Source organism: cyanobacterium endosymbiont of Rhopalodia gibberula, assembly GCF_003574135.1.
In the GTDB taxonomy this organism is placed as follows: Bacteria; Cyanobacteriota; Cyanobacteriia; order Cyanobacteriales; family Microcystaceae; genus Rippkaea.
Genome location: NZ_AP018341.1, coordinates 2,507,017 through 2,521,434 on the forward strand (window position 1 = coordinate 2,507,017; position 14,418 = coordinate 2,521,434).

Below are 14,418 nucleotides of genomic sequence, written 5' to 3' on the forward strand. Positions count from 1 at the left end.
ATAATGGATATTCGATATATTAATCTATTCTTACTCTCCCAATTCTAGTACTTAATACTTAAAATTAAATGAGATAATTGAAGTTAAGAATATTAATCATAGAACCAGGATAGAAACTATTCTTGTTATTATCCCTGTTTGGAATGGAGAAGTTACTATAATTGATAGTATTTCCTTTCTACATAGTTTAGGGTCAAAGAACATTCGGATTGTAGCAAATGGTAATAGTAGTCACAGTTCAATTATCACTAAACGAGTATGGAATGAAGTTGTTTTTAAAGCCATATCTGGCTATGGAAAAGAGTATTAGACAGGTTTACACAATTTACCCATAGTATTTTAGCCAGAACGAGATAACTATGATCTTATTTTTGGTACTAGAACTTTTATATAGAAGAGTTCCTAATACAAAGATTCGGAAGTTAACTTGTCAGTTTTTCTATCCAATTAAGATGAGATTATACTTATTCTTATTTAGGTCTTTTGTGCCTAATCTACCGTTTTTATTTAAAAGCCTTTTAAATAAACTATTGTTTCTTCCCATGTATCCGGAGGATGGTGTCTGGTGAGATCCTAGGGAAGGATGCCTACAAACTCTAGAAATTCAGTAGTTGAACACAAAATAAACAACCTATGTTAATAACTATTAATTAAACAGATAAACTATAAACTCGTCCTAAAAAAATTAAAAAAAAGTTGGTACGATATACTCAAATAAAACCGTTAATTAATAGAGACATTAATTAACGGTTTTATTTGATACTAATTTTTAACTTAGTAGAATAATGTTTATATTGCTATACTTAGTTTTCAGTTAATTAACTTTACTTAGTTTTATAATTCTTGATTAGTTTTAATATTAGATAATTATTATCAGTTCAACTAAACTTATCCCACACAATTAATAGCAATAACAATTTTAGTTTTAACTTAAACTGAAATTGTTAGACAGTTTAGTATAGACTATATCTTTTTTTTCTTATTATTTATGCTTGGTATTATCCTTGGATAATTACTTTTCTTTATCCACACAAGATTTTGTAATTAAATTATTAGGTTTATCCAGATTTGTTTGTCTTGAAAAGTCCTAAAGCATTGGGAGAAACAGGCTATATATTAAATTACTAAAAAAAATTACTATTATAAATTCTCTTCTCATTAAAATATTTATAAAAAATATAGAAATAAAAAAAGAAATAAAAAACTCTAGATTTTTAATAATCCTGATGGTGCAACTGTTAGCAATATACGTCTTTGTAATCCTTCTTGATTTAAAATTTCATTAGCCGCTAAAAGTCCACTACTTACTGCACGTTCCATTAAACCACAGGGAAAAGGCATCTTAACCCAATCTCCAGCAAAGTATAAATTTTTGATTTCTGTTTTAGTTTTTGGACGATTATCATAACTATTAGGAGGATAACCTGAAAAATTCTTCTGGTTAACTAATTCCTTATTTAAGCAGTTAGCTCGTTTTAATTCTGGAACAATTTCATATAATTCCTGTTCAAACGCTATCAAGAGAGATTCTTGATTGGGAAAATCCTTTTCTTTATAAGAATAAGCATGTAACTCTATTACACTTCCTCCTGTGTGTTTTGACCACTCAATAAACTGATTTTGAATATGGTGATAAAGAGTAATACTATCAGTTAGTTTATATCCAGAAATAGAGGTAAAATCACTATATTTCCAGTCAAAATCTTGATCAAACCAAAACCGTCCGACAGCAAACGGATCAGCTGTTGTTAAAGTTACTACTTGTTGAGTAACTTTTGGATTGATATCTTCTTCTACCAACTCCCATAACTGTTTAATTCCAGGAACATCAGTAGCCATAACATAATAATCTGCTTTTAGCATTTTATCTTCTTTTGAAGATAAAGTAGGAATACCAATTAACTGAATTGATGTTTCCTTCTGCTGGACTATTTTATAATGGAGTAAATTTTGTTTTGCAGGACCTTTAAATACTTTGCCTTGATCATCATATAGCGTTCCATGACAAGGACATAAGAAAGTTCCATCCGTTTGTCTACTTACCGTACAACCTTGATGAGTACACGTTAAAGAAATTGCTTCTTGATGATTTGAAGTAACAATAAAAACCCGATCACCTGCACCATAGTATGTTATGTGACTATTCGTCAAATAATCATTACGTTCTACCCAAAAAGGAACTCCAGTTTGTGAGTTTCCCTGTTGATAGGTTAAAGAAATAATTTTTTCGCTATTACAGATAATTTGATTGACAATTCCTTCAGAAACAACTTGTCCCCCATTCTTTTGAATTGCTTTAATAAAAGGTTGAACTAAACTGGTTCCCATATCATCTTTAGTTCCACTAAAAGCTAAACCTTCAGGATTTCCAAAGAAATAAAAATGGAAAAATTGCAATAATTCTCCTGTACTTAAAATATCAGGTGCATTTAAAGTGGCCTTAGTAAAGGGAAGAAAATATAAGTTATAAATTCCTTTTGGAAACCCTTGCTTCACCCATTCAGTTACAGAGATTTTATCAAAAATTGTAAAAATTTTAGGAATTTGAACTCCTGTAATAGCTTTAAAAACTTTCCAGTGGGAAGGTTTTAGTAAGTTGATTCCCCATTGAAGACGATTAGAAGACCAAAACCAAAGATCAACAATATTCCAGGGGAAAGTTGAGTGACTTGGATAAAAATTCTCTGGTCTATAAATATTGTCTTTAAAGATAACAGAATAAAACTTTAACGATTGAAAATAATTTGTAATTGACAATTCTTGAGCAATACTATTCAGATTATAATACTGGGGGAAAAACCCGTGAAATCCATGTTCCATTTTGAAAGTTTCATTACCTACTTGAACCGTCCAACTGGCAATTTTACCTCCTAGATTGGGTGATTTCTCTAATAAAGTCACTTGAAACCCTCGTTGACTTAATTGGTAAGCACAAGCTAATCCTGCTAAACCTGCACCAATTATGACCACAGATTTAGGTTGAGTTAGTCGAGAAGGTAGACTTAAGCTATCTTGTTGATAGATAAAAGGTTGGGGTTTACTAAAACGAGAATAGCCTAATATTGCTCCAGGTACTGCAACTCCTAAAAATTTTAAGACAGCACGACGAGAAAGTTTATGGAAGATAAAAGAATTAGAAAGCATAACAATAGGATTTAACTATTTTATTAAATTCCTAGGAAAATGTTTTAAGGACATAATATCATTATTACCCTAAATTAGGATAATTAACTTTACTTAATCCTCCTAATAAACAAAAACAACTTCTTAAGACTTTAATCCTAACTAATTTTACAAAGACTATTTAAGTTTTAGGTCTATTTTCATAGAAATGAAGGACTGTAGTATCTTCGACATAGATAAGCTATTTTGCGTTTAAATCGCTTGTTATAAGTCTGATAAAACCAAGTTAGCTAAATGACTATTAATTCCTCATAGAGATTAATAGTCATTTAACTCCGAAAAATCAATAAAATTAAAGATAAGCTTGATTGTAGTCCCCTAAGGAAACTTTTGCTGTGACGATCACTTCCCCTATTCTAGGAGGAACTTCTTAAAGAAAAGCGCAAAGTTTAGCAATACTTTGTTATTTCATTACAATAGAAGTAGCGATCACTCTTAAAATTAATGTAAGCTCATACTTAACAAAGGCCGTTGTTAGAATTATCGGACCTGAGGAAAGCTGTCTAATAGATCACCTCACTGATAAATTCTGTGGAAGTTAGCTAATGAAACTTATTAACCATATCAAATTCTAAAAAAGGGATAATTCCTAATTCCCCTGAAAAAACTTCCTACTTCAAGAAAGAACTAGCTTAAAGGAATTAATAACTCTCTAATGTGTTATAACTCTCAAAAATTAAGAAAACTTAAAGTTTTCTACAGAATAGTTGTTAAAAAGTAAGTAAAAGGAGATTAGGTGTAAAACCTTTAAATTTTTCATAGAAGACAATCTGTTGTTGGAATGATAAAACCACAGTTTAGCCAGTCCTGCGACAATCGACTGTAGAAAAATACTGACTTAAGATAGTAAATTAATAAAAAAAATATAAACTGTGATTACCTAAGTAAAATTATTAGTTAGAGATTTCTTAATCTGGTTTCCAACAAATAACCAAAATAATCGCCGTAACCACAGGTAATACTAAATCTACTTGTTATGCCATTCTAAAAAATTAGAGAAAATTTAGCCAATTAAAATTTCAATAAAAATGAATTAAATTTATGAGGGTTTTAAAAAAAATAGTTTAGCAAAAAATCATTTCATTTCATCAAAAATTGATGCAAAATACTCATTAAATCGAGACTGATATACTAACTTCTATAATCTTTTTGTTGACCTTAATCTTGGAGAGTAAGCTAAAAAATATTCTCTAATGACTACTACAGGAATTTTTCTATTTTTGCTATGATGCCATCCGCTATGATTTTTTATGATCAAGAAAAATATTTTTTAATATAGCCCTACATCTATCTTTAGCCAAATGTTCGTCAACTAAATTCAGCTATTTTATATTTACTCTTGTAATTTAATTCCATATAATTTTTTCTGTGAGTTCTTTAACAAATTCATTAATTAACTTCGAATAGAATCGAAGTTTATTTTAAAAATATATACTTATTTTAGCTTATGAATATCTTTTTTTAGGGTAGAACTTTTGAATATAAATTTTTAATATTTTCTTATCTAAGAATTTTTTGTCTATATTCCTCAACTTTCTAATCTTAATTTTAATTAGCAGGTTAATTCTTTAAGAAGTTTATCAGTTCAATATAGTTTTATCTCTTCTTTACTTTTAATTTTTATTATTGATATTTTTAACTTCTTCTTTTCTTAATTTATTATTTTCTCTGAAAATCTCCTGATTATTATCATAACCTGTTACTATAGGGGCTTACTATTTTTGAGGAGTCATCCTTGAGATATTTTATAAAGTAAATATCATCTTCTTCCTCCTACATAATTTTGAACTTTTAGGTACTTCCTTTTTAGTTCAAGTGAATGAAGATACGGAGCTAAATAAGATTTAATAGAAATTGTTTTATCTAGATTGTTACTCTCTTATTTATTATTAAGTGAGTTTTTACAATTCGATTTAGTATGATTTCTTTGTAAAAAAGCATAAATTTGGGAGAATTTTTGAAACTAAAAGTATCCTTAACCCAGCATAAAAACAATTAAAAAAGCATAAATTTTAAAATATAGTTCGATAACTAATAAACCAATTTGTTTACCCAAAAGTATATAAAGTGCAAACCGCATATTTGCTCACCGCATAAACCCCACTCATCAAAAGAAACCAATAATTACTCATAAAATCAATGCTAACAATAGGCTACCCTCATCCTTCATATCCCCAACCACTTCACGAGTGCAAATGAACAAAGCCAATACATTCACGTCTATTATTTCTCAATATGCTTCAGTTTCCCAACTAATCAAAGACTCAAAGACTCTTTGTGTCCTAACCCGTAATTATTAGCCAATACATCTACGTCCGGCACTCCAAGTTTTACGGACTTTCTCAAAAAACTGTAAGATATTGACTTTTTGCTTATATAAACCAATTAAAAGAAAAATGAAGCCCCTAAACTTTATAACCCTTTGGCTAATTACCGTAACTTTTCCTAACTACAGGCGCAAATAGCTAAACAATAGCTACCAGTCGCTAAACAATGAGTGATCGCCTTGCCCATGCCACTAGATGAGCTGATTACTAAGGTAACTCTGAGAGATAGTTTTTTACTCATGAACAATTTGCAAGAATAACCTCTTGACTTTGTTGTAACTGGAGTCGGTGCATATGGTTAAATAACCACAAACAATATTCTTCCGATAAACCACAAGTGACCGCCCCTCGTAATACTACATTTAAATACCAATCATTGGGAGCTAATTCTTGAGGTAGTTTGTCAATAACGACATAAGTCCGCACATTTTCATAGAGTTTTCCTTCACTGTGAACATCAACATATTCGTGACGATATCCATTGCTAGGAACCTCTTCTCGAGCATCAAGGCGAGCGCTAAATCGCCAAGGAAGATGATATAAAACTCCTTCTACACGAGAATTGGGCTCACGAACTACATCCAATGCCCCACAATTACGTCGTAAGGAACGACGATAGAACCCTAACCGGTATCCTTTCAAGATAGCGGTTCCCACAACATATTGATAGGTGTTTTCGCCAAAAGTTCGTTTTAAGTCTACAGGACACATACAAGACCCATAGGCAAAATAATAAAATGACGTTTCCGGCAATACTTGAGGTTGGCGATGACTTTCTTGATGATAAGGATGAGTCATTGAACCTTTTATATCTGATAGGGTTCGGACTTGGGATAAGGGGTCAAGAGATAGGTTCATCGGATGTTTTCCTAGAAGGTAAATAGCGGTTGACTTGTCTTTACTGTTCCCTAGCCAAAATGATTGACAAAAATATAGACCTATTGTAAGTGGGTTTGTAAGGTATCTGCTAACTTGTCAGCGATTCCCTTAATCCAATTTTCGTCCTGTTTAGTATAACTTCGGGGGACATTTGCCCCTAAAATCAAAACCCCTTGGTTTCCCATAGGTTGACATATCACTCCCTGAGTATTTTCAGGGAGATAATTAAACTCGACTCGTCCTGGATAAAGGGGCAAATTAACCAGATAAACTGGCTTTTTACTTTCCAAAACTCTTTCTAAAATCTTGCCCGGAATCACTTGAGAGTTAATACCTAAAATCCCTCGTCTCAACACCACCACTCCATGATAGTAAACCACCAAAGATTTGGTAACGGTATTAGTTAATACTAAATAGGAGGCCCAAGCAAGTTCTTTTTTGATTTCTTCTGGTAAATCTGGAGCAAATTCGAAACCTTGTTCTCCAATGAGGGTAACAGCATCAGGTGATCGTGGTTGAACTTGGTGCCAGATTAACCCTACTAAAATCAAGACCCCATTGAGAATAACTCCTACCACATCAGAACGAGACTGGGATTCTGTTAAGGTTAATGTAGTAAAACGGTTAATTAATAAGAGAATGCTGCCAAGTCCTCCCGCAAAAAAGGGCAGTAATCGTAAAATCATATTCGGATCTGATTTTTTCATTAACTAGAACAGAATAAAGATCAAAAAAGAGAATATATTCAGTACTTTCTCATATCTTTTTCTATTAATCCATCTTATTTAGAGATAAATCGCCTCTCCATATAAAGTAATTTTAGCTAATTGTTCTCTTCAATGATGTTTTATATAAAGTAATTTTGTTACGTAGACGATTTTTCCCTATTGACTTGATGAGCTAAATAGGTTTACAATGCATAGTTTATTAAGCCTTGATAGTTTTTAAAAGTTACGCGTTGAGAGATAAGCTTAAATATAACAAGTCTGAAAATATAAAGTTATCGCTAACAATAGCGATAAAGAATTTATAAATATAGAAAATACTTTCAGAATAAAGATGAGTATAAAAAAATAAATCAACAACTAAATGTAATTTATTTTTTTATACTCATCTTTATCGCTAAATTTCAACATTTTGACTGTAATCGTTTATTCAAGAGTTTTAAGATTTATCTTATGGAAAGAAATTAGGTTTGATGATAGAAACAACTAAAAATGGACAAGTATCAATCAAAAAAGAAGATTACCAGTCAATTGCAATCTTAGAGATAGAGAAAAACAGGGCAATCGTTTATTTAAAAGAGTTAAGATAAGTTAAAATCTGGAAAAATAATCAAAAACGATATTGCACTATTTTATATTTTATTTTGCTAAGATAATTAAGACAGAAACGGAATAACTGAAAGTATATTTTTCAAATAAAAGAAACTAATTATGTTAGTAAACATTACTACTAGGGTTTAGATAAAAAATATAAAAATAATAGAATTAAGCTATAAAACATGAGGCGATATTAACTCACCTTCCTGGTGATATTTAGCTCTATATTCAGTTGAACTTGATAATAGCTAAAGATTTTGCTTAACCTAATTATTTAGATAATATAGGGCATAATACCTTTACGCTCACCGCTTTAGTAATTATTTAACTAAGTCTAAGTCAGTGATTATAAATAAGTCTAAAATATAAAAGTAATAAAAAAATAGTGATATTCAGATACTAACAACCTCAAAATTAAACTAACACAATTATAAGAGCAAGAACTATCAAAGTTGACTCGAGACCCAAACATTTACTCCAGAACAAAAACAAAAGTAAAAATATGATATTTAAATACAAGAAGATGGAAAGTCAAATAAATTGCAGATCCGGTTTAGCTCTCGGTAAATACAATTAGAAAGAATAATCTCTAGATAGACTATCTAAGAAAAAATAATTTTTAGGTTTTTAAAGAAGTGAAAAGAAAGAATATATAAATTTTTTAAAAAAATCTCATAAGATTATAAACTCAATTATAGTAACTATTTTTTTTACAAGCTTATAATATATAATTATTTTTAATAAAAGAAGAGAAGAATTTTATTACATTAGAGTTCATAAAATTATCAAAAATATATTTAAGAATAAATGTTATTTAGCTAAATGAGTTAAACAAAGTTCTGCTCAAAATAGTTACTATGAAAAATATCAACTAAAGCAATACGAATATGACTGCAATGACTTAAATACAGAGAGTAAAATAAGTCATTTTTTGACGTTTATTTGGAGCTATATACTAACTTTCATCCAAATACTATAACAACAAAGTTAAAATAGTAAGAAAACTAAAAAGTTTGATTTGACTTTAATTCAGTCACTATTTAGGGAAAATTTATACTGAAAAAGACTGCTATAACCAAGTTTACGCCCTATCCTATCAAAATCGCTGTTCAAATTGAATACTACCGCGACTATCATCAGCAAAATTGCTTGATCCTCGAATCAAAATATTATCGTTAATGCGATAGCGAATTCCCATATGAGAAGGAATATCACTATTCAATATCTTTTGCATGGAAACCGATAATTCATTGGTAATATCAATCCCTGCTTCTGCTACAACCCCAATAGATAGATTATTCAATTGTTCTTTTTCATCAATTAATTGTGTAGGAAAAACACGAAACTCACTTAATCCTAATGCTTTCCCAATCGTTCCTTGAAACGGTCCAAGTACGGCAGTTCCGGCTAGATGAGCTAACCCTAATTGGGTTTCCCATTTTTCTAAGGGACTAAGAAAACTGCCACCTAACAAGGTAATAATCTCAGCAGAATTCCGTTTGGGTTGACTAGTTAATTCAACCCCATTATTTAATTGACTGGCAAAGCCCTTAACGGTTGCTTGAATACGGACAGTTTGTAAACTATCAGCATTTGCACTAAAAGGGTCGTTAATTTCCGAGGAGATAGGATTGACATTCACCCGATTACGGGTTGTTTCTGTAGTAGAGGTAAATAATTGAATGTTTAAATATGGATCAAGACTGTGATTAGGAAAAAACTCGGCTGTATTTTTTTGACTTTCAGCTAAGCGTAATTGACTGGCAAATAAATTAACTAGGCCATTTTGTAGCGTAATAATTCCCTCCAGTCGGGGTTGGTTGACATTTCCATCAACGGTGACACTTCCTGTGGCTAAGAAACTCAGGAGAGGAAGACGAGAAATAGAAATATTTTCCACTAACGTTAATTTGAGCTTAGCAAATTCAAGATAAGTTGGTATTTTTTGCTTTCCTTCTTTCGTATCTCCTAGTAATACTTCTCCCTCAAATAATTCCAAACTCCCCCCAATTTTCGGTCCTAAAACCGTTCCTTCCACTTGAATTGTTCCTTTTGCTCCTCCTTGATAACGTTGAGGTAAATCTAAGGACAAATCATTAAAATTGACAGTTAAGGGTTGTTTCTGCTCGATAGTTTTAAGGATAGGTAATGATCCTTGGACGGCTACTTGACCCCCGCTAAATTTCCCCGTTAGCTTGGCAACGGTCAGGCGATCAAGATCAAACAAAATCTTGCCATTGATATTGGTTAAAGGTGTGTTAGGAAACATTTTAGCCCCAATGGCAGCATTTTCTATCTGGGCCACCCCATTGGCGTTAAGTTGAGTGGGAAGTCCACGTTTTTGATCCACCAATCCTGAGACATTAAGTTTAATATTGCCCTTTCCTCCCAACCAAGCTATCTGTCCTTTGGTGAGAAGATTTAAAATAGTTAAACCTTCGTTTTGAACATCTACCGTTAGGGAAAGGCGATCACTACTTGGTTGCACTTTTGCAAAGAGAAGTCGATAGGGAAAGGTTCCTTTGACAGTTAAGGGTTGAGTTCGCTTACCCAATAGACTACTAGCTGAAAAGTTTATACGTCCTCGATGATAGGTGAATCGACCTTCAGTAGATTGCAAAGTAGTTTTATTAATACTTGCTTTATTAATAGCAATTCTTCCTAAAATTTCGGGATTATCTCGATTTCCTGTTAGGCTAACGTTAGCATTAAGTTGTCCCCCAATATCGAGAATATCAGGTAAGGACCAAAATTTTGAGAACTTATCTAGAGGAATGTTGACCAATTGCAGTTTACCTTCTTGGTTTTTTTTCCCAATATGACCGGTAAAAGCAATTTGACTATTTCTGTCTTGTAAACTGATAGAACTTAAGGTGAGGATACCTTTTTGCCAATTTCCCTTAGAGTTAATTTGAGTGAGGTTAAAATCTCCCCAATTCCAATCCTGACCATTGAGATCAAAATTGGCTTTTAGCCCTAATTTAGGGGTTAATTGAACCGCTATGTTTCCATCAAACACCCCTTGTAATTTCTGTAATTCTGGTAAAGGTGATACTTTTTTACGAGTTTGTCTTTGTTGACTTAACCAGTCATTAATGACTAAGAAATGGAGCAGACGATCGCTAATGCTTGCCTTGTCATTTCCTACTTCTGCTAGAGGGGGTTGAGGAGTAGAGGTAACCAGGGAGGGTTTTGTTATTCCTAACTTATCCAAGACCGTTTCTTGTCCAGCATTTCCTATTGCCTTCATTTCATACAAGTCTTTAGCTTGAGCATATTGAGGAGGAGTTAATCCTCGTCTGATGTCTTTTAGTTCAAAAATTTGTAGGGTTTCAAAAATAGTTTGAATGTTTCCTTGATCGACAGTAACATTAGCGTTTAAATGGGGTCCTTGTGAAGTTGGAGTAAAATTCCCCTCGAAACTATATAAACTATTATTGAGCTTTAATTGACCGTTCCTGAGAGTAAGATTTCTCTTAACGTATTGAATATCCCCCGTAATTTTTTGTCCTTTGACCGTTCCCAGTTGAGGGTTAGTGATCGCTAATTCTTTTCCAGTAATCGCTCCTATATTTAAATCTAAGGTAAATTGTCCTGATAACTTTCCTGAGAGAGGTTGGGTAAGTAGATGAGTATAGAAACGAGAAACAGAGGAATTGGGAAAGGAATTTGTTGCACCTCCTGCTTTCAACATATAGTTTTGCAGTAAACTAATGGGAACTTGCCGAACTTCTAGATTTACCTTTCTCCCTTCGCGTGTTCCTTTTACCTGCATTTGTGTCTGCTTCAGGGAAATAGCCAGGGGTTGAGATTGATTATCGAACTTTAAGTGAAGGTGATCTTTTTGTCCATATAATGCTAATTCAAGCCCTTGTTTGGGATTAACATTTAATTTTCCCTCTAAAAGAGGTTCAAATCTTGAATTATCAATATTAAAGTTAATTAAAGATAATTTACCATCAATGTTTGGAGTTTTAGGCGTTCCCGTGACCACCCCGGTATAATCGACTTTTCCAGTGTAATTTATCCTATTACTCTTGAGGATAGAATTTACGCTTGATGAAATCGGAAGTAAACTTTTTAAATCAAGTCTTTTAGCTGAAATATATAGAGAAAATTCTTTAATTGTCTTTAGTTTGTTTTGAGTTTTTCCTAATGCTAGCCAATTAATCTTACTCCATCCTTTAATAAAAATTCCTGATGCGGTAGCTTTATCAATAGTTAAAGTATCGTCTTTCCAACTTAAGACCGTTTTAAAAGGACGTTTAACTGCCCCCAATCCTTGACTAAAGTTTAACTTGCCTTTAACTTCAATATTTTGAGGAGTAATACTATCTAATCTTCCAGTAATTTCAACTCTTCCGTCAATTTTATTATTTAAATCTGGACTAAAATGACTTAAGTCAACTCCCTTTGTTGAAATTATAGAAATAAATTTCATTTTAGAAAACTTTACTTTTTGTACTTCAATATTTCCTCCGGACAAAGAAAGTTCTGCATTTCCTTCACCAACTAAATTTTCTAAAGAATTATCTAGAGTTCCTGATAGGGTAAAATTACTGTTTAGTTTACCGGTAAACTCATTGGTTATCTTGGAGAATAGTTGATTGATGAAAACATCATTGACTACTAATTGAGTTGACCATTTTCCATTATTTAACTTTAATTTGTTGACATTGATTTTACCTTGGGATAGCTCTAAAGTTGCGTTTCCTTTCCCCTGAATATTATTTAACCCTAACGCTAAATCCCCAGTCAAGTTGAGAGTTCCATTCAATATCCCGTCTAAATTTGGAACATCTTTCAAAGATACGTCTTTTGTTTGGACATCGATAACGACTAAATTGGTATTCCATTTTCCATTATATATTTGTAAATCATTTACTGTTATCTTTCCATTGTTTAGAAAAACTTGGGCATTCCCTACCGCCTTTAATGTTTTCAATAATGGCTTGTTAACATTTCCTGATATTTTAAAAGCTCCCTGTAATATGCCATTATTGAACTCTTTAGGAACAGGTAAAATCAAACTATCTAAATCAATATTCAATGTCTCTATTGTTCCTTGCCAATCTCCTTGATAATAGTTTAAGTGATCAGCATTAACTGTTCCGTTCCCAATCTTTAAATTACTTTTTCCTCGTACCCGTAAAGTTTCAGGTTTATGAACAACTCCTGAAATAATTAATTCGCTAGATAAGTGTCCAATTTTTATGGGAAATTCAGTTTTATAAATTTTAGCCAGAGTTTCAATAGAAAGATTAGAACTTTGTATATCGAAAATAAATTCACCAAGTTCAGCAGAATTTCTTGCAACTATATCGACTTTCCCTTTTCCTGTTATTGATCCACCAAAACTTGGAACTGTTTTAAGTTGTTTAACCAATAAAGTAGATTTATTGACAATCAATTGAGCATAGAGTTCTTTAAACTCGAACTTATCAATTTTACTCAATTTAGTATTGGATACAGTCAAATGAACTTGGGGATCGTTTAACTTTCCTTTTATTTGTAATACTCCTTGAAAAACTCCTGAAATGGAAATAGTAGGTTTTTGTTTTTTAAAAGTTGTAAATATTTGATTAATGGAAGTAGGTTGAGTTTTAGCTGTTAAATTATATCCTGTCTTTAAATCAAGTTCACCTTGGGTCATTCCAGTAATGGAGCCGAAGCGAGTAGCCACCTGGTCAAATTTAATTTGAGTGCCTTGTAACCGAAGTTTTCCCTGAGTTTGTAAAGGATAAGAAAGAGAAGTAATAGAAGTATTAACTTGATGTAAATTGACGATTCCTCTTAATTGAGGAAGTTGATTTGGTTTAATGCTAACTTCTAAGTTAGTGTCAATTCTTCCTTGATTAAAAGTTAGTGGAAGCTCAATTAAATGTTCAATTTTTTTAATATCTAAGCGATGTACCCGGACTAATAAATTTGTTTCTTTGGTTGATACTTTTCTACTGCCAACAACTTTTAATACCCCTCCTTTTGCTAAATAACTATTGATTTTAAAGGTAATTATATCAAAGTTATTAATGACGTTGATTTTACCTGACAAGTCTTTAAATTTAGTAGCGACAGAAATTTTACCTCTAGCTAAATAAGGTAATAAAATTACATTAGCATCTTTAATTTGCAAACATTTTAGTTTAATTAAATTATTCTCTGTAACACTATCAAATTTTGTTAGTAACCAATCTCCCCGTTCCCCTTGTTCAAGATAAATATTTGGTTGAATAGCTGTTACTGTAATTTCTAATTCTCGTTTTAAAATTAATGTGAGAGGATTGTAGGCTACATCCAAAGCAGCCATAGTAACCTGAGCAGGATCAGTAGTAGTTTTAGCAATCTGACTTTTGCCAAAACGCACTCGACCTAATGAAAAATACTTAAGGGGTCCTAAATTGACTGGACGATTTAAAAAATCACTGAGTTCAGTTTCTACCCAAGGAGTTAGGTTTCGCTGCAAGAAAAACCATCCAGAGATTAAACTTGTACCCAGTCCTAGTAAGACAATCCCCCCCCCCCACATCAAGACGCGGTGATGCCAGGGAAGAGTTTTTACATGAAGTTTGGAGGGATAATTTAACTGAGGCTCCCGTGTTGTGTCTGAATGGGAGGGGTCTGTCATCATGACTTTTTTTCTCACACCACCAGTGGCTAACCGCTTTAACGATTTTTTCAACTACACTATAGAGTCTTCTTTATAGAGT

General features: G+C 32.1%; 5 protein-coding genes. All 5 read right to left on the minus strand.

From position 1 onward, the window contains the following. Nucleotides 1–1,206: 1,206 nt before the first annotated feature. The 5 genes from RGRSB_RS08125 to RGRSB_RS08140 all read right to left on the minus strand — a co-directional run bounded on the left by RGRSB_RS08125 (nucleotide 1,207) and on the right by RGRSB_RS08140 (nucleotide 14,390). Nucleotides 1,207–3,144, minus strand: coding sequence for an FAD-dependent oxidoreductase (locus tag RGRSB_RS08125; protein WP_119260612.1), 1,938 nt, complete (start codon nucleotides 3,142–3,144; stop codon nucleotides 1,207–1,209). Between the two features lie 2,484 nt (nucleotides 3,145–5,628). Then, a complete protein-coding gene (locus RGRSB_RS10785; RefSeq protein ID WP_269460779.1) occupies nucleotides 5,629–5,751 on the minus strand; it encodes a hypothetical protein in 123 nt (40 codons plus the stop codon). After that, the gene (locus RGRSB_RS08130) at nucleotides 5,748–6,308 is read right to left on the minus strand and encodes a gamma-glutamylcyclotransferase (RefSeq protein WP_119261016.1); all 561 of its coding nucleotides are present in this window, start codon (nucleotides 6,306–6,308) and stop codon (nucleotides 5,748–5,750) included. Before RGRSB_RS08130 ends, RGRSB_RS10785 begins: the two co-directional genes overlap by 4 nt. 140 nt (nucleotides 6,309–6,448) lie before the next feature. After that, a complete protein-coding gene (locus tag RGRSB_RS08135) occupies nucleotides 6,449–7,096 on the minus strand; it encodes a cofactor assembly of complex C subunit B (protein ID WP_119260613.1) in 648 nt (215 codons plus the stop codon). Between the two features lie 1,711 nt (nucleotides 7,097–8,807). Continuing rightward, nucleotides 8,808–14,390: a translocation/assembly module TamB domain-containing protein gene (locus RGRSB_RS08140; RefSeq protein ID WP_145961893.1), complete on the minus strand. Its 5,583-nt coding sequence runs from the start codon at nucleotides 14,388–14,390 to the stop codon at nucleotides 8,808–8,810. Between the last annotated feature and the right edge of the window lie 28 nt (nucleotides 14,391–14,418).

Coding starts and splice junctions, on each gene's coding strand:
- RGRSB_RS08135 (WP_119260613.1), bottom strand. CDS start 7,096: ATGAAAAAATCAGATCCGAATATGATTTTACGATTACTGCCCTTTTTT.
- RGRSB_RS08125 (WP_119260612.1), bottom strand. CDS start 3,144: ATGCTTTCTAATTCTTTTATCTTCCATAAACTTTCTCGTCGTGCTGTC.
- RGRSB_RS10785 (WP_269460779.1), bottom strand. CDS start 5,751: ATGAGTAAAAAACTATCTCTCAGAGTTACCTTAGTAATCAGCTCATCT.
- RGRSB_RS08130 (WP_119261016.1), bottom strand. CDS start 6,308: ATGACTCATCCTTATCATCAAGAAAGTCATCGCCAACCTCAAGTATTG.